Genomic DNA, 21,983 nt, shown 5'->3' with positions numbered 1-21,983 from the left:
GGACATGGCACTGCAGAGCTTGCAGATCACCGCGATCACGGCGATGCGGGCGCGCGACGTCTCGCGCCCGTCTCCCGAGCACCAGGACGCCGCCGACCGGCGGCCGCTGCGGGACGAGATGCCCCGCAGAGCCGAGCCCCCGCGCAGGAGCGAGCCGCAGCGAAGGCCCGAACCACCGCGCGACAACCCGCTCCAGCGCGAGACCGAGACCCAGCACAGACCCAAGCCCCGCCGCCGCAAGGACGGCTAGGCCCGGCCGCGGCGGTCAGTGTTCGGGTAGCGGGGGTGTCTCGCCGGTGGTCTCGTAGGCGAGGATCTGGTCGACGCGGCGCTGGTGCCGCTCCACGCCGGAGAAGGGCGTGCTCAGGAAGACCTCGACGAAGCGGGTGGCCTCCTCGAGGGTGTGCATGCGGGCGCCCAGGCTGATGACGTTGGCGTCGTTGTGCTGCCGCGCCAGCGAGGCGGTCTCCTCGCTCCAGGCCAGGGCGGCGCGGACTCCGCGCACCTTGTTGGCCGCGATCTGCTCGCCGTTGCCCGACCCGCCGATCACGACGCCGAAGGCGCCGGGATCCTGGACGACGCCCTGGGCGGCGCGGATCACGAACGTCGGGTAGTCGTCCTCGGCGTCGTAGACGAACGGGCCGTCGTCGACGACCTCGTGGCCGTGGTCCTTCAGCCAGGAGACCAGGTGGTTCTTGAGTTCGTAGCCGGCGTGATCGGCGGCGATGTAGACGCGCACAGGCCTCATTCTCGCAGCCTCGCTCACCGCGGGTCCATCGGGCCGCGCCGTACGCGGGTTACGGGCCGTCACCGGCGGCGATTCCGTTACAGTAATAGGCGGCTGGCCCGATGACCCCTTACAGGAGAGCTTCATGCGTGAGATCCGCGTGATCGGTGACCCCGTCCTGCGCACCCCCGCCGAGCCGGTCACGGTCTTCGACAGGGATCTGCGGCGGCTGATCGACGAGATGATGGAGGCGATGTACGCCGCCGACGGCGTGGGCCTGGCCGCGCCGCAGATCGGCGTGTCGAAGAGGCTCTTCGTGTACGACGCGAGCGGCCGCAAAGGCCACGTCGTCAACCCTGAGCTGATCATCGACGACGCCGAGGAGGTCCTCGACGAGGAGGGGTGCCTGTCGGTGCCCGGGCGCGACACCGGCAAGCCGCTGTACGCCCCCACGCCGCGCGCGGCCGGGGTGAGCGTGCGCGGGTTCGACCGGCTCGGGCGGCCGACGCGCCTGAAGGCACGTGGGCTGCTGGCCCGCTGCTTCCAGCACGAGTACGACCACCTCGACGGCGTGCTCTACGTCGACCGGCTCCCCAAGGACGCCGCCCGCAAGATCATGCTGCGCACCCCCTGAGAGCGCCACGCCCGCACCACGAGCCGTGCGACCAGGGCGAGGCCCGCGAGCATCAGCGCCGCGACGACGACCCACTCGTTGGAGCCGCCGGGGCCGTACACGTGGCCGCGCCGGCCGGTGTCGAAGGCGGGAGAGGCGGCTCCGGGAGTGAACGTGCCGCGCTCGCTGCCGTAGAAGCCGACTCCCTGCCGGACGTCCTGGCCGTCGTCGGAGCGGAACGTCCCGGTCCACGAGCACTGCTCGTGGCCCGGGTGCTGGACGCAGTCGAGCCGCCGGGCGGTGAAGATGCCCTGGACGCCGTCGGCGCGCGCGGCCGCGATGACGGGACCGGCGTTCTGCGCGGCGAGCAGGATGAGCAGCAGCCCGCCGAGCGCCAGCGCGATCTCGAACGCGCCGACCCGGCGTGCGGGACGGACCGACGGCTCCATGGCACCGCCCTTCGGGCTACAACTGCAGGGACTTGACCTCGAGATACTCCTCCAGGCCGAACTCCCCGAGCTCGCGGCCGATTCCCGACTGCTTGTAGCCGCCGAACGGGGCCGAAGGGTTGAACCGCCCGCCGTTGATCGCCACCTGGCCGGTGCGCAGCCTGCGCGCCACGGCCACCGCCTCCTGCTCGGTCGCCCCCCACACCGCGCCGGCCAGGCCGTAGGGCGTGCCGTTGGCGATGTCCACGGCCTCGTCGACGGAGGTGTAGGGGACGATCGACAGCACCGGGCCGAAGATCTCCTCCTGCTCGATCACCATGCCCGGCGCGACCCCGGCGAAGACGGTCGGCTCGACGTAGTAGCCGCGCTCCAGCGGCCGGTCGCCGCCGCCCGCGACCAGGCGAGCCCCTTCCTCCTGGCCGCGGTTGATGTAGTGGACGACGCGGTCGCGCTGGGCGGCCGACACCAGGGGACCAAGGCGCGTGGCCTCGTCGAAGGGGTCGCCGAGGGTGTAGGTGGACGCGACGGACACCGCCTGCCCGACGGCGTCGTCGTACTGGTCGCGGTGGACGAGCATGCGGGTCAGGGCCGAGCAGGTCTGGCCGGAGTTCAGGAAGGCGCCGGCCACTCCGACCTTCACCGCGGTGCCGAGGTCGGCGTCGGGCAGGATCACGTTCGCCGACTTGCCGCCGAGCTCCAGCGCGACCCGCTTCACCGTGTGCGAGGCGAGGGCCGCGACGCGCCTGCCGGCCCGCGTCGACCCGGTGAAGGACACCATGTCGACATCCGGGTGGGAGGCGATCGCCTCGCCGACGACGGGCCCGTGGCCGCTGACCATGTTGAACACGCCGGCGGGCAGCCCCACCTCGTGGAAGACCTCGGCGAGCGCGTAGGCCGCGAGCGGCGCGACCTCGCTGGGCTTGAGCACGACCGTGCAGCCGGCGGCGAGCGCGGGTGCCACCTTGCAGATCACCTGGTGGAGGGGGTAGTTCCACGGGGTGATCGCGCCGACGACGCCGACCGGCTCGCGCAGGATCAGGGAGTTGCCGACGCGGGTCTCCGCCTCGCCCCGCTCCTCCGCCAGCCGCGCGTAGTCGGCGAGCACCCCGGCGGGCATCAGCGTCTGCACCTTCAGCGCCAGCGCGTACGGCGCCCCCATGTCGGTGGCGATGGTGCGCGCGATCTGCTCCGCACGGTCCTTGAGCAGGTCGGCCGCCGCTTTGAGGATCTTGCCGCGCTCGGCGGGGGCCGTGGCCGACCACGCCGGGAACGCGGCACGCGCGGCGGAGACGGCCCGGTCGACGTCGCCCGGCGAACCCGCCGGCACCCGGTCGATGACCTCCTCGGTCGCCGGATTCACGACGTCGATGCCCTCACCCGACGAGGAGGAAACCCAGGCTCCTTGCACGTAAAGGTGACGCATGCCCCTCATTCCCTGTGCGCGGAATGCCTGGGCGAGAAGCCGCGCCGCCGGGCGATGGCCGTCCATCGCCCGGTGGACGCGACTTCGGGGATGTGGTGCCGCGCGGTCGCCACGATCCGGTCGCCTGCCCATCTCACACTACGGTCAGGTAAGGAGAACGGCTTGAGTTGACCATGCTTGACAGCCGCCCGCAAGGTTTCGCGGGCATCTAATCGCGATCGGACCGCAGCTCAGCGGTCAGTCGAAGATCGGATCGCGGGTGCGCGAGCGCTTCAGCTCGAAGAAACCGTCGGTGCCGGCGACCAGGAGCACGCCGTCCCACAGCTTCCCGGCGGCCTCACCCTTCGGCGCCGGGGAGACCACCGGCCCGAAGAAGGCCACGCCGTCGACGGCGATGACCGGCGTGCCGACCTCCTGGCCGACCAGCCCGATGCCCTCGTGGTGCGACCGGCGCACGGCCTCGTCGAACTCGGTGGAGTCGGCCGCGGCCACCAGGGCGGGGTCGAGCCCGGCGGCCTCGAGGGCTCCGGCGAGCACCCCGCGGATGGCGGCGGCGGCGTCGAACCCCTCCTCCTCACCGTCACGCGGCTTGAGGCCTTGCCGGATGTGGATGCGGACGCCCATCTCCGTGTAGAGATCGCCGAGGACCTGCTCGCCGTACTTCTCGGCGGCGGCCTGCAGCACGCGGACCGGCCCCATGGCGTTCTTCAGCATCTCCCGGTATTCGGCGGGGATGTCCTTGTCCTCGTTGAGCACGGCGAGGCTCATGATGTGCCAGCGCGGTTCGACGGGCCGTACGGCCTGGACCTCCAGCAGCCAGCGGGAAGTCATCCAAGCCCACGGGCAGAACGGGTCGAACCAGAAGTCGACCGGGGTGCGTTCAGACATGGCCAGCTTTCCTGATCGTGGTGGCGGTGCCAGTTGTGGTGCTACGCAGCCACAACCGGCTCCCCGGTGCTTCCTATTCCTCTGTAACCGGGTAGGAATCCTCCGGGGCGCCGGTAGAGGTTCTTCCCCCGTGGGCCCTCCGGCCGCTCCCCCTCGCCGCCCTCGTCGTGACCGCTCCCGGGTGCCGCACCTCCGGTGCCGCATCACAGCGCCCGACGTGGCAGGATTCATGCATCCCTCTCGCGAAGGGGCAGGGGGAGTCGTGATGAGGAGCGGATGTGGCAGGCAACCTGACCCGTGACGAAGCCCGGGAGCGGGCTCGTCTGCTAAAGGTGGAGTCCTATTCGGTCGAGCTCGACCTCACCGAAGGCGACGAGCGCTTCGAGAGCGTCACCGCGGTCCGATTCTCCTGCGCCGACCCCGGCGCGACCACCTTCATCGATCTGGCCGAGGCCAAGGTCCGCAAGGTCGTCCTCAACGGCGCCGAGCTCGACGTGACGTCCTACGACCCCGAGACCGGTCGTCTTCCCCTTCCGGACCTGGCGCAGGTCAATGAGCTGCGGGTCGACGCCGACTGCGCCTACATGCGCACCGGCGAGGGCCTCACGAGGTTCGTCGACCCCGTCGACCAGAAGGTCTACCTGCACTCGCAGTTCGAGACGGCGGACGCCCACCGCATGTACGCCTGCTTCGACCAGCCCGACCTCAAGGCGGCCTTCGAGCTGAGCGTGCTCACCCCGGGCGACTGGCAGGTCATCTCCAACGCCGCCCCCGACGCCGTCGAGGAGCTCGAGGAGCACCGCGGCCGCCACGGCACCCTCCAGAGCGCCAAGCGCTGGCACTTCCCGCCCACCCCGGTGATGTCGACCTACATCACCGCCCTCATCGCCGGGCCGTACTCCGTGGTGCGCGACGAGCACGACGGCATCCCCCTCGGCGTCTTCTGCCGGGCCTCCCTGGCCGAGCACCTCGACGCCGGCAACATCATCGAGGTCACCAAGCAGGGCTTCGACTTCTTCCACCGCGTGTTCGGCACTCGCTACCCCTTCGGCAAGTACGACCAAGTGTTCGTCCCCGAGTTCAACGCGGGCGCCATGGAGAACGCCGGCGCGGTGACCTTCCTTGAGGACTACATCTTCCGCTCCCGCGTCACCGACGCCATGGTGGAGCGCCGCGCCGAGACGATCCTGCACGAGATGGCGCACATGTGGTTCGGCGACCTGGTCACCATGCGCTGGTGGGACGACCTATGGCTGAACGAGTCCTTCGCCACCTACATGTCGGTCCTGTGCCAGGCCGAGGCCACCCGCTGGGGTCAGGGCGCGTGGACGACCTTCGCCAACGTGGAGAAGTCCTGGGCCTACCGCCAGGACCAGCTGCCCTCGACCCACCCGATCGCCGCCGACATCCCCGACATGCAGGCGGTCGAGGTGAACTTCGACGGCATCACCTACGCCAAGGGCGCCTCGGTGCTCAAGCAGCTCGTGGCCTACGTCGGGCTCGACAACTTCCTCGCCGGCGTGCGCGACTACTTCAACGAGCACGCCTGGGGCAACACCGAGCTGAAGGACCTGCTCTCGGCCCTGGAGCGCACCTCCGGGCGCGACCTGTCGTCCTGGTCCAAGGAGTGGCTGGAGACCGCCTGGGTCAACACGCTGCGGCCGTCCTTCACGGTGGACGCCGAGGGCCGCTTCCTGTCCTTCGAGGTCCTGCAGGAGGCCCCGGCCGACTATCCGACCCTGCGCTCGCACCGCGTCGCCGTCGGCCTGTACTCCCGGGTGGACGGCGCCCTGGCCCGCGTCAAGCGGGTGGAGCTCGACGTCGTGGGCGCCCGCACGGCCGTGCGCGAGCTGGTCGGCGAGGCGCAGCCCGACCTGATCCTGATCAACGACGACGACCTGACCTACGCCAAGATCCGTCTCGACGAGCGCTCGCTGCGCACCCTGGTCGACGGCGGCCTCGCCGGCTTCACCGACTCGCTGCCGCGCGCCCTGTGCTGGTCGGCCGCCTGGGACATGACCCGGGACGCCGAGATGGCCACGCGCGACTACGTGCGGCTGGTCACCTCCAACGTCCACACGATCACCGACATCACCGTCCTGCAGACCGTGCTGCGCCAGGCGCGCCTGGCCGCCCAGCAGTACGCCGACCCGGCGTGGCGCGCCATCGGTCTCGCCGAGCTGTCGGCGGCCCTGCGCGGCCTGATCGCCTCGGCCGAGGCGGGCTCGGACCACCAGCTCGCCTACGTCAACGCCTTCGCCGCGGGCGCCACCTCCGCCGAGGACCTCGCCTTCATCCAGGGCATCCTGGACGGCTCGTCGGCCCCCGAGGGCCTGACCGTGGACGCCGACCTGCGCTGGACGCTGATCCACGCGCTGGTCTCCGGCGGCGTCCTGTCCGCCGGCGACATCGCCGACGAGCTGCGCCGCGACGCGACGGCCAGGGGCGAGCAGTCGGCCGCGATGTGCCAGGCGTCCATCCCGACCGCCGAGGGCAAGGCCGAGGCGTGGGCCTCGATCACCGGCGGGACGCTGAGCGGCGCGGTGCTGCGCTCGACCATCGTCGGCTTCATGAACCCGCACCACGTCGAGCAGCTCGGGCCCTACGGCGATCGGTTCTTCGAGGAGGTCGGCCGCATCTACAAGAGCTGGCCGTCCGACAGCGCCCAGCGGTTCGCGATGGGGTGCTACCCCGCGCTGCTCATCGAGCCGGGCACGGTGGCGAGGACGCAGGACTACATCACCTCCTCCCAGCCGTCTCCCGCTCTGCGCCGCCTGCTGCTGGAGGGCGCCGACGGCATCAGCCGCGCCCTTCGCGCCCGCGCCAAGGACGCCTCGGCCGCCTGAGCCCCGGCCCGCCTGATGTTCAAGTCCGGTTGAACGTCAGGCGGGCCGGTCGGCTTCCCGGCGGGAGTGGCCGCCAGCACGCTTCAAGCGCGTCGCAAGCACTCCGCGGTGACATGGCAGGACAACGGCAGCACCCGTTTACAGCAGGCCACGGCAGGTCTACTGTGCGCGCTGTCACCGTAAGCCGGGAGGCCCCCCTTGATCGCTCTCGTCGTCGTCTGCGTCCTCGCCCTTCTCCTGATCCTCGTCGTCGTCACGACCTACAACGGGCTCGTCCGCAAGCGTGGAGCCGTGGACAACGCCTGGGCCCAGATCGACGTCCAGCTCAAGCGCCGCCACGACCTGATCCCGAACCTCGTGGAGACCGTCAAGGGGTACGCCGCCCACGAGCGCGGAACCCTGGAGGCCGTCATCGCCGCCCGGCGGCAGGCCGTGGAGGCGCAGGGGCCACGTGACCAGGCCTCCGCCGAGAACCTCCTGTCAGGCGCCCTGAAGAACCTGTTCGCCCTGTCGGAGGCCTACCCCGACCTCAAGGCGAACCAGAACTTCGCCGCGCTCCAGGACGAGCTGGCGACCAGCGAGAACCGCATCGCCTACTCGCGGCAGTACTACAACGACGCCGTCCTGACCTACAACAACGGCATCCAGACGGTCCCGGCGAACATCGTGGCCGGCATGACGGGCTTCCAGCAGCGCGAGTACTTCCAGGCGCCCGGCGAGGAGCGCGGCCCGGTCCAGGTCCAGTTCTGACCCCCAGCCATGATCTATCTGCTCGCCACGGCGGCCGCGCTCGGGCTGTGGCTGCTCCTGCTGGCCGCGCTGGCGTTCGCCACGCGCAATCCCGACGTCGACCCGGCACCGCCCACCAGCGAGCTGGGTGAGGAGTCGCCCGCGCTGGTGGACCTGATCACCGGCAACTGGCGCCTGTGCGACGAGGCCGCCTCGGCCACCCTGCTCGATCTGGCCGCGAAGGGTGCGGTCGACATCGAGGAGATCGGCCCGGAGCTGTCCCTGGTACGGCTCCGCACGCCCCGCACGCCGCTGGCGCCCTACGAGAAGCTCGTCCACGACCACGTGGCGTCGCTCGCCACCGACGGGGTGGTCGCCACCGGAGCCCTCGCGGAAGGCGCCAGGAACCTCGGCCGCTGGTGGAAGAGCTTCCGCAAGAAGGTCATCGCCGAGGCGCGTGAGAAGGGCCTGTCGCGGCCCCGGTGGAGCAGGGCGCAGGCGCTCCTGCTCACCGTCGCCGCCGCCGTGCCGGCCATCGCCGCCGGCGTCGCCGTCACCGCGACGGCGGACACCGACGACAAGGGGGGCGGGATCGGCGCCGCGATCGTCGGCTTCGCCCTGCTCACCGGGTTGATGGGAAAGCTGAACGGCGAGCGCGGCACGGCCGAGGGGGCGAGGGTCGCCGGTCACTGGCTCGGGGTGCGCGAGCACCTGTCGGCCGGCGGAGCGTTCGCCGACCGGCCGGCGGCGGCCGTCACCATCTGGGGACGTCACCTGGCGTACGCCGCCGCCCTCGGCCTGGCCAGGCGCGCCGTGACCAGCCTGCCGATCAGCGTCCCCGCCGACGACAGACGCGCCTGGTCAGACTTCGGCGGCATGTGGCACGTCGTCAACGTCCGCTACCCGCGCCGCATCCTGTGGGGGCGTCCGCCCTGGCCGATGATGCTCCGGGGCCTGGCCGCCGCGTTCTTCACAGGGTTCTGGCTCTGGTTGTTCGGCATCGTCGCCAAGGCGCTGCTCGACTGGCCCGAGCCTCTGGTCATGCCCGTCGCCTACCTCGGCGCGGCCCTCGCGGCCGGCGTGCCCATCGCCTTCGCCATCGCCGACCTGACCGGCAAGGCCGAGCTGGAGGGCCAGATCGTCCGGCTGCGGGCCTTCCAGGTCGGATCCGACGGCGACAACCGGCCCAGGTACGTCTACTGGGTGGCGCTGGACGACGGCCACCAGCGTGACGTCAAGGCCTTCGGCATCGACGAGTCGCTGTGGCGGCCACTGGCCGAGGGCGACCGGGTCAGGGCGCGCGTCGGCCGCCGGCTCGGCTGGGTCTTCGAGATCGAGGTCACCGAGCGCTCCCGGCACCGCGGCGCCGCGTCGTACGACGACACCGGCGAGCACCTCCTTTCGGCCCCGGAGAATTTGGGCGAGGTTCCGGTGCTCGCCGGTTCCCGCCGGAGCCCGGCCGGGGACGTGCGGGGCACCGGCGAGGACGCCGACGGCGCCGCCGGGGACGACCGGTACCTGGCACATGGCGCGGGTGACGGGCGGGGCGGGGACGAGGGCACGGCCGCGCTGGTCACCCCCGCCGACCTGCGGCGCGCTCTGGGCATCGAGGTCGGCCCCGCCGCGGCGTACACCGACGCGCTGCCCACGCCCGCGTGGCTGGCGGTGCGGTCCTGCCGCTACCGGACGACCGGGGGCACCCCGGTGACCGTGGACGTGCACGCCGCGCAGGGGGCCCGGGGCGGCTATCTGATGGTGCTCGGGCACCTGCTGACCCGGGTCGAGGGGCGGCAGATCTCCGGGGTGGGCGGCGACGCGATGCTGTATCCGGGAGTGGTCTCCGCCCGGACGAGCGAGGGGACCTTCGCCATCCACGTGCACTCCCCCGCGGGGCCGCCGCCGCCCGACGCGCTGGTCGAGCTGGCCCGGACGGCCGCCGCCCGCATGGAAGGGAGATCACCGGTGGCGTGAGAGGGTGTCCAGGTGCACTCGCCCCTCGACCTGCTCATCGAACTGGCCCGGCGGTACGCCTTCGCGGACCTGGGCGCCCTGGCCCCCAAGGTGGTGCCGGAGGGAGTCCTCATCCCCGCGCTGTGCGAGTTCGGGCAGCGGCTGCTGACGCTGGACGCGGAGGACTTCGCCACCGAGGTCGACGCGAAGTCCGTCCCGAGCGCCCTGCGGCGCCGCGCCCGCGAGTGCCACATGCCGCAGACCGCGCGGGAGCAGCCGCGCGGCGCCCTGTCCTCGCTCCGGCCCGCCTACGGGCTGCTGCTGGAGGTCATCCAGGTGCGCTGGGAGCGGCGTGAGCTCAGCTCGGTGATGTCGGCGATCCACATCGCCGGGGAGTACCTCCCGCTGCTCGCCTTCGAGCCGGTGCTCGGGCACGCGGGCGACCCCGCGCGCTGGCCGGACGGGCTCCGGGCCGAGGGCAGCCGGTTCGGCGTGATCGGCGACCGCGAGTGCGACCACACCAAGCCCGAGAAGTCGGCCGCCGAGCGCACGCTGCGCGTCGCCCAGGAGCCCGGTGAGGGCTGGCGGGCCTATTTCGACCGCCAGCACAGCCAGCTGTCGGGGGCCATGGCGACGTGCGTCGCCAAGTGCCGCAGGCCGTGCACGGCCATGGACTGGATCGCCCCGGAGTCCCGTGAGAGCCTCGCCCTGCGCTGCAAGGTGGCGCTCACGTTCGCCGATACCCCGCTGGTGCGGCTGCGCCACGCCGCGCCGGTCGGCCACGGGTTCGGCGTGCCCTCACCGGAGGAGGTGCTGGACGCGTGGGCGCGGAGCCGGTCGTATCTCGACAAGAACGGCGTCGGCCACCAGGCCACCCGGGACGACGGTTTCCCGCTGCCGGGTCTGCCCAGCCTCTTCTCGGCCATCGCGAGCGCCCCGATCCGGCCGGCGACCTTGCTGAAGGACGTGAGCGGACATATGATGTCGCTGCTGTCGCATTTCGCGAATATCTAGCCGCTTGCCGGCCGTGGCCACGCACCGGCCGGCACGGCGGGCGATTCCTCGCCTTCTTCACCGGCCGGCCGCGCGAATTCCGCACATCGGCGGAAAGGCATCGGCGAGGTCACCAGATCGCCGGACGGCGTTCTCCCCAGAAACCGCCGACCGCCGCCTCCACCTGCGCGGACAGCGAGATGAGCGTGGCCTCGTCGCCGAACCGCCCGGCGAGCATCACCCCGATCGGCAGCCCTTCCTCGTTCCAATGCAGGGGCAGGTTGACGGCGGGCTGGCCGCTGATGTTGTAGGGCGCGGCGAACGGCGCGAACCGCTCCATTCGATGGAAGGTCTCCTCCGGATCCTCGACGTCCTCGAACCAGCCGATCGGCACGGGCGGCTGGGTGACGGTGGGGGTGAGGACCGCGTCGTACTCGTTCATGACCAGGAAGGCGAAGCGCGTCGCGGTCTGCAGCGTCGCCTGGGCCTGCAGGAAGGCCGGCGCGGGCGTCGCGAAACCGCGCTCGCGCAGCCACCGCGTCAGGGGCCGCAACCTGGACTCCATGGACGGGTCCACCGGGTGCATGCAGGCGAAACAGAACCACAGCCTCTCGAACTCGCCCAGGATCGAGGCGTCGAACGGCGGCGGCATGTCGACCACCTCGTGGCCGAGCGACGCGAGAAGCGCGGAGGCCTTCTCGTAGGCCGCGAGGACGTCCGGGTGCACCTCGGCGCCCGGGACGACCGGGTCGGCGAACCTGCCGATCTTGAGCCGCCCGGGCTCGCGGGTGACCGCCTCGACGAATCCGACCGGCGACGGCGGGGCCACGTACAGGTCGCCCGGCTGGTTGTGCGCCATCACCTCCAGCAGCGCGGCGGCGTCGGCCACCGTGCGGGCGAGGGGCCCGTTGGTGGACAGGCCGGCCAGGTCGGGAATGACCGGCGCGAAGGAGATGCGCCCACGGGTGGGCTTGATGCCGAACAGGCCGCAGACCGACGCGGGGATGCGGATGGAGCCGGCCCCGTCGCTGCCCTGCGCGGCGGGCGCGAGCCCGGCCGCGACCGCGGCCGCCGCTCCACCGCTGGAGCCCCCCGCCGAGCGGGTCAGGTCCCACGGCGTGCGGGAAGGCACGGACACGTCGGTCTCGGTGTAGCAGGGCAGCCCGAACTCCGGGGTCGCCGTCTTGCCCAGCATGATCGTCCCGGCCTCGCGGAGCCGCTCCACCACGCTGTCGTCGACCGGCGCGACGAAGCCCTCGTAGGTCGACGAACCGAACATGATCGGCACGTCCTTGACGAGATTCAGGTCCTTGATGGGGATCGGGACGCCGAGCAACGGGGGCAGGTCGGTGCTCTCCAGGGCCAGGGCCTCGGCCCGGCGGGCCTCCTCGAGGGCACGGTCGGCGGTCAGCGTGACGAAGGCGCCGACTTCGGCGTCGAGCCGCTCCGCGCGCTCCAGGTAGTGCTTGGTGATCTCGACGGGGGACAGCTCCCGGGCTCGTACGGCCTCGGCCTGCTCCAGGGCTGTAAGATCATGTATGTGCGCCACGCTTCCGCACAGTAAGGCCTGTGACCATCACTTATCTAGAGAGAAAAGAAAGAGATACCCGTCTTTCCGCCCCACAATGCGGGAACGCGGGGCCACAAAAATGTGAACTAGCCAACACTAGGCACACCCTTGGGCGTCAACTACCGTGAGTTACGTGGATTCCGGTCTAGAACCTGATGACGGTCACAATACGTCACCCATATGGGTGAGTGACCGCCCCTCGCAGCCGAAATCTCGGCCCGCGGCACCCGAGGAGACTTATGCTCCCATCGGGCGCGCGTCCTTGCTCGGACTGCTTCAGCAGCCCAAATACCGGCATCTGCGGCTGCGTGCCCTGATCGCCGCCGGTGCCGGCCTGGTCGTGGGCATCCCGCTGTGGAGCTGGCGGCTCGGCCTGGTCGCGGCGATCATCGCCGCCATCGCCGACACGGTCTACCGCGCGCGCACGGCCTCCTCCGTCGCACCCTGGCGCCGGGCATCGGCCGCCGAGCGGCGCACCGAGGCCCAGCTGAGAAAGCTCGAGAAGAGCGGTTACCTCACGCTGCACGCTAGGGCCATCCCCGACAGCGACGCGCAGATCGACCACCTGGTCGTCGGCCCGACCGGGGTGTACGCCGTCGACTCCGAGAAGTGGGACAAGCGGCTTCCGGTCCGCGTCCAGTCCCACCGCAAACTGTTCCACGGGCCCTTCAACCAGAAGCCACGTCTCGACGAGGCGCGCTGGGAGGCCTCCCAGGCGAGCGAGCTGATCACCGCGGCGCTCGGCCGCCAGATCACCGTGGTGCCGTCCCTGGCCATCTACGGGCCGGCGATCCCCTGGAAGATCCTCAACATCCGCGAGGTCGACGTCTTCGACGGCGGCCGCGTGCGCAAGTGGATCACCAATCGGGAGCGCTCACTGACCAGCGAGGAAGTCGAGGACATCTACACCGCCGCCGAGCAGGTCCTGCCGGCGCGTTATCCCGAGAACTGACCGTCCGAGAAGGTCCTTCGGGATTCCCGTCCCTGTTCCACCACTGCCCCCGGGAATCCCGAAGGATCTTGTTCGCTGTCCAAGCTGTGGACGGCGGGTCTCGTCAAGCGAGCGGTGGCCGTACCATTTGAAGACTCAGCAGTCATCGGATGGGAGAACGGTCATGCCGGCCCTCAGATCTCGAACGGTCACTCACGGCAGGAACATGGCAGGCGCGCGTGCCCTGCTCCGGGCCACGGGTGTAGCCGGTGGAGACCTCGGCAAGCCGATCATCGCGGTGGCCAACAGCTTCACCCAGTTCGTTCCTGGCCATGTCCACCTGCGCGAAGTGGCCGAGGTGGTGGCGGCCGGCGTCCGCGAGGCGGGCGCCATCCCGCGCGAGTTCAACACCATCGCCGTCGACGACGGCATCGCGATGGGCCACGGCGGCATGCTCTACTCGCTGCCCTCCCGCGAACTGATCGCCGACGCCGTCGAGTACATGGTCAACGCCCACTGCGCCGACGCGCTGGTCTGCGTCTCCAACTGCGACAAGATCACGCCGGGCATGCTGCTCGCCGCGCTGCGGCTGAACATCCCCACCGTCTTCGTCTCAGGCGGCCCCATGGAGGCCGGCAAGACCCTGGGCCGCAAGCTCGACCTGATCGACCCGATGATCGCCGCGGCGGACGACAGCGTCTCCGACGCCGAGCTGCTCGAGATGGAGGAGAACGCCTGCCCGACCTGCGGCTCGTGCAGCGGCATGTTCACCGCCAACTCGATGAACTGCCTCACCGAGGCCATCGGCCTGGCGCTCCCCGGCAACGGCACCACGCTCGCCACCCACAAGGCCCGCAAGGCGCTGTTCGAGCAGGCAGGGCGCCAGGTCGTCGAGATCACCAAGCGCTACTACGAGGATGACGACGCCTCGGTGCTGCCCCGCAACATCGCCACCCGCGACGCCTTCGAGAACGCCATGGCCCTCGACGTGGCCATGGGCGGCTCCACCAACACGATCCTCCACCTGCTCGCGGCCGCGCGGGAGGGCGGCGTCGACTTCGGCCTGAAGGAGATCAACGAGCTGTCGCTGCGGGTGCCGTGCCTGTGCAAGGTCGCGCCCGCCACCGCGAAGTACCACGTGGAGGACGTCCACCGAGCGGGAGGCATCCCGGCCATCCTCGGCGAGCTCGACCGCGCGGGCCTGCTCCACCGCGACACCCACAGCGTCCACGCGGCCTCCCTCACCGAATTCCTCGAGGCCTGGGACCCGATGTCGCCCGGCGTCAAGCAGGAGGCGCTGGAGCTCTGGCACGCCGCCCCCGGCAACGTCCGCACCGTGAAGGCGTACTCCCAGAACGCCCAGTGGGAGTCCCTCGACCTCGACCGCGCCGAAGGCTGCATCCGCGACCTCGAGCACGCTTACACCCGCGACGGCGGTCTCGCGGTGCTCTACGGCAACCTCGCGCCCGAGGGCGCCATCGTCAAGACGGCCGGCGTCGACGAGTCGATCTGGAAGTTCAGCGGCCCCGCCGTGGTGTTCGAGTCGCAGGAGGATGCCTCCGAGGGCATCCTCGGCAACAAGGTCAAGGCCGGCGACGTCGTGGTCATCCGCTACGAGGGGCCCAAGGGCGGTCCCGGCATGCAGGAGATGCTCTACCCGACGAGCTTCCTCAAGGGCAAGGGCCTCGGCAAGGCGTGCGCGCTGATCACCGACGGGCGCTTCTCCGGAGGCACGTCCGGCCTGTCCATCGGGCACGCCTCCCCTGAGGCCGCCGAGGGCGGCATCATCGCCCTGGTCGAGAGCGGCGACCTGATCGAGATCGACATCCCGGGGCGCAGCATCGAGCTCAGGGTGTCCGAGGCCGATCTCGCCGCGCGCCGCGAGCGGCTGCTGGCCGACCTCGGCCGCTACCGCCCGCGCGACCGCGACCGTCCGGTGAGCGCCGCCCTGCAGGCCTACGCCGCGCTGACCACCTCCGCCTCCACCGGCGCCTCCCGCGACCTGTCCCAACTCTCCCCCCACTAACCGGCGCCTCCCGAGGGGTGTCGCCCTTCCCTGCCTCCCTAGGAAGCCGGCTGTCATCCGAAGGTTGAGAACATCAGGGCGCTCGCCCTGCTCTACCTTCTTGGGGAGTCGGCTGTCACTCGAAGGTAAAGAATAGTCGCCTTCGAGATGGCCATTTCATGATCTGGTGTTCGAAAAATGTCGGTGCTCGGCGGTAGTGTCAATGTATGGCCAACGTCACCACGCCGCTCCTGACGACCGCCGAGATCGCCGCCCTCGCCCTGTCCCTCGCCCATCTCGGCGAGGGTCCCCAAGCGCTGACCGCCCGCCGTGGTCTGCGCGCCGTGTTCGACCATCTCGACCTCGACGACGACGTCGTCGCGACGACCCTCGAAACGCTGACCACGCCGCTGCCTCCCGACGTCGCCCGGCGCGCTCGCACGATCGCGGGTGCCGTGACCGGCCGTCAGGTGGTGCGGCTCCACTACCGTGACGCCGGCGGCCGGGTGACCTCCCGTGACGTCGAGCCGGTCACCTGCCTCGTCCACCGTGAGCATTGGTATCTGGTGGGGTGGTGCCGCACGAAGGTCGGCATACGCGCGTTCCGCTTCGACCGCATCGTCGCTGTGGAACCGACCCTGGTCCCCGCCCGCCCGCATCGCGCCGAGCGCTACCTCCCCTTCCAGCGCCGCAAGGCCCCCGAACGACACACCCCCCGCCCCCTCATCCCCCTGCCCAACCGCCGCCCCGCCTAGCCCCGTCCCCGACCAAACACGCCCAGCCCCACACGAGCGAGCAAAGCCACACCCGTGATGGCGGGAGAGAGGTACGGCGAAGCCGGCGCCGCCGTACGGCGGGCAATGCGGCGAAGCGTCGCGTGACCGTATTCGGGTCGTGCGAGGTCAGCCGATTCAGGTGGGTGCGGAGCTCAGGCGATTCGGGTCGTGCTGGGCTCAGGCGATTCGGGTCGTGCTTGGGTCAGCCGCAGCAACCGCCGCCGCAGCAACCGCCCCCGCCGGCGCCGCCGGTGGGGCGTGGCGCCGAGGCACCGCCGGTGACGGCGACCGTGGAGAGCAGCTTCACCGTGTCGTCGTGGCCCGCAGGACACACCGCGGCGTCTCCCGAAGCGGACATGGGCCGAGACAGCTCGAAGGTCGATCCGCAGGAGCGGCAGCGGTAGTCGTAACGCGGCATGCCATAAGAGTACGACGATTTCAGGCGTCATAAGGAGCCGGTGCCGGAGCCGCATGGGGCTCCCGCACCGGCAATGGCGTCGCCGTCGCCGTTCCAGGGGCGCTGGGGTCGAGCCGCAGCCCGCCCACACGGCGGGTTAGCCGGTGAAGGCCGCGCGGCACCGCCTGGCCCCGTCGCCAGGCGGACGGCGCGCGGTACGTCCTCACCTGCCCCGGCGTCGCCGCCTCGGACCGGCGGAGGACACCCCTGCCAGCGCCGGAGACTCGCGGCTCAGGCCGCGGTTTCGGCCAGGTAGGGAGCCCATTGGGGGTCGCCGTCGAGCTGGGCGCCGATGAGGCGCCAGTGGACGCCTCGGGGCACGACGGGCGCGACGCGCAGCGTCCAGCCGATCTCCTCCAGCAGCCGGTCGGCCTTGCGGTGGTTGCACGGCATGCAGGAGGCGACGCAGTTCTCCCAGGTGTGCAGCCCGCCGCGGGAGCGCGGGAGCACGTGGTCGATGGTCTCCGCCCGCTGGCCGCAGTAGGCGCAGCGGTAGTCGTCCCTTCGCATGAGCGCGGCGCGGGTCAGCGGGATGCGCGAGCGGTAGGGAATGCGGACATAACGCCTGAGCCGGATGACCGACGGCACGTCGACCGTACGCGAGGCCGAGCGCAGGACCGCGCCCCGGCCGTCACGATGGACGACGTCCGCCTTCTCCCTGATCACCAGCACGACGGCTCGATGCAGGTTGAGCGTGGTGAGCGGTTCAAAAGTGGCGTTCAGCAGCAGCACCTGGCGCATCAGCGGGCCCTTTCCGCTGCGCACGTGCTCATCAGGGATGTGCCGTGGCACACCCCGGCTTGCGGCCCGTCGTCTTGAGCCCCGGATGCTTCCGTCACGTGCACCTCCGCCGGACGGCCCAGCGGATGGGTTCCACGGCACCGCCCTTCAGCAAGTGTGGCCTCTCGGTCGACTCTCCCGCCACCCCAATTAACGGTCGTGTCTTCCAGACCCCGCCTTCCGGTTTATGTCCGGTTCACCCCGCTAAGCAAACCTATTGGGGAAAGATCACTCTGATCGCTTGATCAGCTCCCTGTCCGCTCCCGGCGAAGTGCACCGGAAAACGATGTTCCACGTCGGGGTAACGGAGTGTCATAGGCTCATCTCCATGACGCGAGAGCCTTATCCGAACGCACGCCGTGACGACGTGGTGGACGACTACCACGGCACGCCGGTGCCCGACCCGTACCGCTGGCTGGAGGACCCGGACCAGCCCGAGGCCAAGGAATGGCTCGACGCGCAGGGCGAGCTGTTCAGCAAGGCGATGGCCGCGTCACCGAGGCGGGACGCCTTCCGCGACCGCATCTCCGAGTTGGTGCGCTCGGGCACCGTCGGCGCTCCGGCGTGGCGCGGGGACCGGCACTTCTTCATGCGCCGCACCCCCGAGCAGGAGCACGCCGTGCTCTACACGGTCGGCCCCGACGAGACCGAGCAGGCGCTGCTCGACCCCATGGCCCTCGACCCGTCCGGCCTGACCACGATCGACTCCTGGCAGCCCGACAAGGAGGGCCGGCGGCTGGCCTACCAGATCTCGGTCGGCGGCGACGAGGAGTCCCAGCTCTATGTGATCGACGTCGTCACCGGCGAGCGGCTCGACGGGCCGATCGACCGGTGCCGCTACTCCCCCATCGCGTGGCTGCCCGGGGGCGAGGCCTTCTACTACGTGCGCAGGCTCGCGCCCGGCGACGTTCCCGCGGGCGAGGAGCAGTATCACCGCCGCGTCTACCTGCACCGCCTCGGCACGCCCACCGAGCAGGACACCATGATCTTCGGCGAGGGGCTGGAGAAGACCAACTACTACGGCGTCTCGGTCTCCAAGGACGGCCGGTGGCTCTCCATCTCGGCCTCGCGGGGCACGGCTCCGCGCAACGACCTGTGGATGGCGGACCTGTCCGCCTCCCCCCTCGACGCGCCGCGGCTGATCTCCGTCCAGGAGGGTGTCGACGCGCAGAGCGGCGTGCTGTTCGGCCGTGACGGGCGCCTGTACGTCTACACCGACCGCGACGCTCCCCGCTGCCGCGTCTGCGTGACCTCGCCGGACCATCCGGAGTACGCGAGCTGGCGCGACCTCATCCCAGAGGACCCCGAGGCGGTGCTGACGGACTTCGCGATCCTCGACGATCTGGAGCGTCCGGTGATGCTCGTCGGCTGGACGCGGCACGCCATCAGCGAGATCTCCGTGCACGACCTGGCCACTGGGGAGAAGGTCGGCGAGGTGCCCACCCCCGGCCTGGGCACGATCGGCGGCATCACCGAGCGGCCGGAAGGCGGCTACGAGGCGTGGTTCGGCTACACCGACAACACCACCCCGCCGAGCATCCAGCGCTACGACGCCCGCACCGGCGAGACCACGCTGTGGGCCGCCTCACCCGGCGCCGTGGAGGTGCCCGAGGTGAACACCGAGCAGGTGGTCTACCGCTCCGCTGACGGCACGGAGGTCCACATGATCGTGGTCTCCAGGCCCGGCACCGGCCCCCGGCCGACGATCCTGTACGGCTACGGCGGCTTCGGCGTGTCCTTGACCCCCGGGTTCTCCGCCTCGACCCTGTCGTGGGTGGAGGCCGGCGGCGTCTACGCGGTCGCGCAGCTGCGGGGCGGCGGCGAGCAGGGTGAGGAGTGGCACCGCGCCGGCATGCTGGGCCGCAAGCAGAACGTCTTCGACGACCTGCACGCCGCCGCCGAGCATCTGATCTCCACCGGGGTCACCACCTCCGACCAGCTGGCGATCTCCGGCGGGTCCAACGGCGGCCTGCTGGTCGGAGCCGCGCTCACCCAGCGCCCCGAGCTGTACGCGGCGGTCGCCTGCTCGGCCCCGCTGCTCGACATGGTGCGGTACGAGAAGTTCGGTCTCGGCGCGACGTGGAACGTCGAGTACGGTTCGGCGGACGACCCGGAGGAGTTCGCCTGGCTGTGGGAGTACTCCCCCTACCACCACGTCCGCGAGGGGGTCCGCTACCCGGCGACGCTGTTCATGGTCTTCGGCTCCGACACCCGCGTGCATCCGCTGCACGCCTGGAAGATGTGCGCCGCGCTCCAGCACGGCCAGGCGGCCGACGACCGGCCCATCCTGCTGCGCAACGAGGCCGAGGTGGGGCACGGAGCCCGCGCCGTCAGCCGCTCGGTGGAGCTCCTCGCCGACCAGCTCGCCTTCCTGGCCCGGCACACCGGCCTCGCCGGCTGAGGCGTCCGCCCCCGGCTAGCGGGGGAAGACGATCGTCTTGTGGCCGTCGAGCAGCACCCGCTGCTCGGCGTGCCAGCGCACGGCCCGGGCGAGCGCCAGGCATTCGACGTCGCGGCCCATGGCGGCCAGATCGTCGGGCGAGTGGGTGTGGTTCACGCGGGCGACCTCCTGCTCGATGATCGGGCCCTCGTCGAGGTCGGCCGTCACGTAGTGGGCGGTCGCGCCGATGAGCTTCACGCCGCGCGAGTGCGCCTGGTGGTAGGGCTTGGCGCCCTTGAAGGACGGCAGGAACGAGTGGTGGATGTTGATCACCTTGCCGGACAGCTTGGCGCAGAGATCTTCCGAGAGCACCTGCATGTAGCGGGCCAGCACGACCAGCTCGGCACGGTAGTGGTCCACCAGCGTGAGGACCTCGGCCTCCTGGCGCTGCTTGGTCTCCGGGGTCACCGGCAGGTGGTGGTAGTCGATGCCGTACGACTGGGTGAGCGGCCGCAGGTCGGGGTGGTTGGACACCACGGCGACGATCTCGATGTCGAGCAGCCCGGAGCGCACGCGGTAGAGCAGGTCGTTCAGGCAGTGGCCGAGCCTGCTCACCATCACCAGCACCCGCGGCTTGACGGCGCGGTCGTGGAGCCGGAACTCCATGGCGAGCTCGGGCGCGAGGGCGGCGAAGGCCGCTCGCAGCTCCTGCTCGGCGAGGGCCGAGGTGAACTGGACGCGCATGAAGAAGCGCCCGGCGGACCGGTCGCCGAACTGCTGGCTTTCGGTGATGTTGCACCCGTGCGAGGCCAGCAGCCCGGAGACGGCCGCGACCACGCCGGGCCTGTCGGGACACGACAGCGTCAGCACATATTCGGAGCTCACCGGCCACTCACCTCTTCGATCGCGTTGAGGCAGATTACCGCTCCCCGCCCCCGGTCGCCGTCCCATCTTCCACAGGTCCCGCCGATGAAGGTGTACCGGCGAGAGGCGCGAGCCGTGTAGTGGCGGCCCGGGCCCGCGCGGTACAGAACGGACTAAAACTTCATTACGGACGAGCGACCGTAGACACACGCATTCCGTCTGCGCCTGTTGCCCGCCCTTGACCTCGGGGTTCATAGCCTCTATGACGTGAAATGGGTCGACAGCAGAGGGTTTGAGGTCGAGGCGCTGGTCCTCGGCAACCAGCCTTGCCTGCGCGTGCGCAGAGGCCACGAGTACGTGGCCTACTACACCGACGTCACCGAGCTGTCCCGGCACCTGGACCTGTCCGATCTCGTGGTCACCGACTGATCACCGCCATCGCGGCGGTGATGCCGCCGTCCCGCGAGGGCGGGGCGTACAGTGGCGCCCGGACGAGCGGAGAGGAGCCGGCGGGTGCTGAAGTGGGACGAGTTGTCACCGGGAGAGAAGCGCGCGGCGGTCGCGCTCGCGGCCATGCTCCCCGGCTACATCAACGCCGTGTTCGTGGCCGAGCACCTCGCGGAGACCATCGCCTGGCAGCGCGGCGAACTCACCGACGAGGACCTCATGGAGCGCACCGGCTGGAAGTTCAACGCCACCCCCGAGCAGTACGCCGACATGGCGATGAGGTCCGCCCAGGAGGCCGGCGTCGACCCGGTGGAGTGGCTGGACGCGATGAAGGGCGCCTACGAGGAGCAGCGCGCCATCGCCGCCGAGCTGCAGGAGCAGAGCGTCCAGCGCGCTGCCGGCAGTCCCGACGAGTTCTGGCAGATCATCAATGCCAACACCTGGCGGGACGACCTCGACGGGCCGGACGTCACCGATCGGCCCGAACCTCCGGGCAAGCCGGAGGCGTAGCCCGTCCCATGGAGATCGATGACCGTCCGCCGGGGACCAGTGGCCGCCCGGCCGCCCGGATCGTCTGCCTGGACGGCGAAGGCCGGGTGCTGCTGCTGCACTGGCGCGACCCGGTGAGCGGCGTGGTGTTCTGGGAGCCGCCGGGCGGAGGGATCGACCCCGGCGAGACGCCACTGCAGGCGGCCCGCAGGGAGCTACGCGAGGAGACGGGCCTGCCCGGCGACGCCGTGGTGGACATGTGGGTTCCCGTGGAGCGGGACTACCACTGGCTGGGTGTCCACTACGTGAAGATCGAACCGTTCTACCTGGCCCGTTTCGCCGGGTCCCCCGGTGTCGCCCCCACCGGGCTCACCCGCGAGGAGCAGGCCACCTACCTCGGCCACGACTGGTTCACCCCAGCCGAGCTGGCGGCCCTTCCCGAGCCGATCGAGCCTGCCTCGCTCCCCGAGGTGATCGCCCTCCTCGCCGGCCGCCCCGGCCAAGGCCAGGAGTGAGGCCGGCGCGTACCTCTGGCACGAGGACGCGGACGAGCGGGCGGCGCCGGGGTCTGCCTGGTCCCGGCGCCGCCCGCCGCGTTCACCCGGCCTCCTCCAGGGCCTTGCGGATGTCGGGGTCCCCGGGGTCCAGCCCGCCCGCGCGGCGCAG

Annotated in this window: 21 protein-coding genes; 13 read left to right on the top strand and 8 right to left on the bottom strand. The window is 70.9% G+C overall.

Annotated features, from left to right (window positions below):
• Positions 1–4 precede the first annotated feature (4 nt).
• On the top strand, positions 5–250 hold the full coding sequence (locus MYF83_RS36390) for a hypothetical protein (RefSeq protein ID WP_248965349.1): 246 nt from the start codon (positions 5–7) through the stop codon (positions 248–250).
• Between the two features lie 15 nt (positions 251–265).
• Here the strand turns inward: MYF83_RS36390 and MYF83_RS36385 are convergent, their stop codons facing one another.
• Positions 266–739 carry a ribose-5-phosphate isomerase gene (locus tag MYF83_RS36385; protein ID WP_248965371.1) on the bottom strand — a complete coding sequence of 158 codons (474 nt, stop codon included), beginning with the start codon at positions 737–739 and terminating at the stop codon, positions 266–268.
• A 133-nt stretch (positions 740–872) separates the two neighbouring features.
• On the opposite strand from MYF83_RS36385, the gene def reads away from it, so the two are divergent.
• Positions 873–1,361: a peptide deformylase gene (gene def, locus MYF83_RS36380; RefSeq protein ID WP_248965348.1), complete on the top strand. Its 489-nt coding sequence runs from the start codon at positions 873–875 to the stop codon at positions 1,359–1,361.
• On the opposite strand, the gene MYF83_RS36375 is transcribed toward def, so the two are convergent.
• The 3 genes from MYF83_RS36375 to MYF83_RS36365 all read right to left on the bottom strand — a co-directional run bounded on the left by MYF83_RS36375 (position 1,304) and on the right by MYF83_RS36365 (position 4,100).
• Positions 1,304–1,789: a hypothetical protein gene (locus MYF83_RS36375; RefSeq protein ID WP_248965347.1), complete on the bottom strand. Its 486-nt coding sequence runs from the start codon at positions 1,787–1,789 to the stop codon at positions 1,304–1,306. The genes def and MYF83_RS36375 overlap by 58 nt on opposite strands.
• A 16-nt stretch (positions 1,790–1,805) precedes the next feature.
• On the bottom strand, positions 1,806–3,212 hold the full coding sequence (locus tag MYF83_RS36370; protein WP_248965346.1) for an aldehyde dehydrogenase family protein: 1,407 nt from the start codon (positions 3,210–3,212) through the stop codon (positions 1,806–1,808).
• 237 nt (positions 3,213–3,449) lie between these two features.
• Entirely contained in the window at positions 3,450–4,100 is a 651-nt protein-coding gene (locus tag MYF83_RS36365; RefSeq protein WP_248965345.1) for a mycothiol-dependent nitroreductase Rv2466c family protein, read from the bottom strand.
• A 278-nt stretch (positions 4,101–4,378) separates the two neighbouring features.
• Here MYF83_RS36365 and pepN point away from each other — a divergent pair, with 278 nt between their 5' ends.
• From pepN to MYF83_RS36345, 4 genes are all read left to right on the top strand, one after another.
• Positions 4,379–6,946 (top strand): aminopeptidase N, encoded by a 2,568-nt coding sequence (gene pepN / locus MYF83_RS36360; protein ID WP_248965344.1) that lies wholly within the window; start codon positions 4,379–4,381, stop codon positions 6,944–6,946.
• A 198-nt stretch (positions 6,947–7,144) separates the two neighbouring features.
• Positions 7,145–7,696 (top strand): LemA family protein, encoded by a 552-nt coding sequence (locus tag MYF83_RS36355; protein ID WP_248965343.1) that lies wholly within the window; start codon positions 7,145–7,147, stop codon positions 7,694–7,696.
• Between the two features lie 9 nt (positions 7,697–7,705).
• Complete coding sequence (locus MYF83_RS36350) at positions 7,706–9,646, top strand: DUF2207 family protein (protein WP_248965342.1); 1,941 nt, start codon at positions 7,706–7,708, stop codon at positions 9,644–9,646.
• Between the two features lie 12 nt (positions 9,647–9,658).
• Positions 9,659–10,639: a hypothetical protein gene (locus MYF83_RS36345; RefSeq protein ID WP_248965341.1), complete on the top strand. Its 981-nt coding sequence runs from the start codon at positions 9,659–9,661 to the stop codon at positions 10,637–10,639.
• 109 nt (positions 10,640–10,748) lie between these two features.
• Here MYF83_RS36345 and MYF83_RS36340 read toward each other — a convergent pair whose 3' ends face one another.
• Positions 10,749–12,167: an amidase gene (locus MYF83_RS36340; protein WP_248965340.1), complete on the bottom strand. Its 1,419-nt coding sequence runs from the start codon at positions 12,165–12,167 to the stop codon at positions 10,749–10,751.
• A gap of 283 nt (positions 12,168–12,450) precedes the next feature.
• Between MYF83_RS36340 and MYF83_RS36335 the strand changes: the two genes are divergently transcribed.
• The 3 genes from MYF83_RS36335 (at position 12,451) to MYF83_RS36325 (ending at position 15,879) form a co-directional block, all read left to right on the top strand.
• Positions 12,451–13,140, top strand: coding sequence for a nuclease-related domain-containing protein (locus tag MYF83_RS36335; protein WP_248965339.1), 690 nt, complete (start codon positions 12,451–12,453; stop codon positions 13,138–13,140).
• Positions 13,141–13,303: 163 nt separating this feature from the next.
• Positions 13,304–15,145 carry a dihydroxy-acid dehydratase gene (gene ilvD / locus MYF83_RS36330; protein ID WP_248965338.1) on the top strand — a complete coding sequence of 614 codons (1,842 nt, stop codon included), beginning with the start codon at positions 13,304–13,306 and terminating at the stop codon, positions 15,143–15,145.
• A gap of 206 nt (positions 15,146–15,351) precedes the next feature.
• On the top strand, positions 15,352–15,879 hold the full coding sequence (locus tag MYF83_RS36325; RefSeq protein ID WP_248965337.1) for a helix-turn-helix transcriptional regulator: 528 nt from the start codon (positions 15,352–15,354) through the stop codon (positions 15,877–15,879).
• Positions 15,880–16,102: 223 nt separating this feature from the next.
• Here MYF83_RS36325 and MYF83_RS36320 read toward each other — a convergent pair whose 3' ends face one another.
• Together MYF83_RS36320 and MYF83_RS36315 are read right to left on the bottom strand one after the other, a co-directional pair.
• Positions 16,103–16,318: an FmdB family zinc ribbon protein gene (locus MYF83_RS36320; RefSeq protein WP_248965336.1), complete on the bottom strand. Its 216-nt coding sequence runs from the start codon at positions 16,316–16,318 to the stop codon at positions 16,103–16,105.
• 270 nt (positions 16,319–16,588) lie between these two features.
• On the bottom strand, positions 16,589–17,098 hold the full coding sequence (locus MYF83_RS36315; RefSeq protein WP_248965370.1) for an HNH endonuclease: 510 nt from the start codon (positions 17,096–17,098) through the stop codon (positions 16,589–16,591).
• A 367-nt stretch (positions 17,099–17,465) separates the two neighbouring features.
• On the opposite strand from MYF83_RS36315, the gene MYF83_RS36310 reads away from it, so the two are divergent.
• Positions 17,466–19,538, top strand: a complete 2,073-nt coding sequence (locus MYF83_RS36310; RefSeq protein WP_248965335.1) for a prolyl oligopeptidase family serine peptidase — start codon at positions 17,466–17,468, stop codon at positions 19,536–19,538.
• A 15-nt stretch (positions 19,539–19,553) separates the two neighbouring features.
• Here MYF83_RS36310 and purU read toward each other — a convergent pair whose 3' ends face one another.
• Entirely contained in the window at positions 19,554–20,402 is an 849-nt protein-coding gene (purU, locus tag MYF83_RS36305; protein ID WP_248965334.1) for a formyltetrahydrofolate deformylase, read from the bottom strand.
• A 246-nt stretch (positions 20,403–20,648) separates the two neighbouring features.
• Between purU and MYF83_RS36300 the strand changes: the two genes are divergently transcribed.
• From MYF83_RS36300 to MYF83_RS36290, 3 genes are all read left to right on the top strand, one after another.
• Positions 20,649–20,810 (top strand): hypothetical protein, encoded by a 162-nt coding sequence (locus MYF83_RS36300; RefSeq protein ID WP_248965333.1) that lies wholly within the window; start codon positions 20,649–20,651, stop codon positions 20,808–20,810.
• 84 nt (positions 20,811–20,894) lie between these two features.
• A complete protein-coding gene (locus tag MYF83_RS36295; protein WP_248965332.1) occupies positions 20,895–21,338 on the top strand; it encodes a hypothetical protein in 444 nt (147 codons plus the stop codon).
• Between the two features lie 8 nt (positions 21,339–21,346).
• On the top strand, positions 21,347–21,832 hold the full coding sequence (locus MYF83_RS36290; protein ID WP_248965331.1) for an NUDIX hydrolase: 486 nt from the start codon (positions 21,347–21,349) through the stop codon (positions 21,830–21,832).
• The last annotated feature ends 151 nt before the right edge of the window (positions 21,833–21,983 follow it).

Source organism: Sphaerisporangium perillae (assembly GCF_023276435.1).
GTDB lineage: Bacteria > Actinomycetota > Actinomycetes > Streptosporangiales > Streptosporangiaceae > Sphaerisporangium > Sphaerisporangium perillae.
The sequence above is the reverse complement of the archived record's forward strand: the minus strand, read 5'-3'. Positions and strand labels throughout refer to the sequence as shown.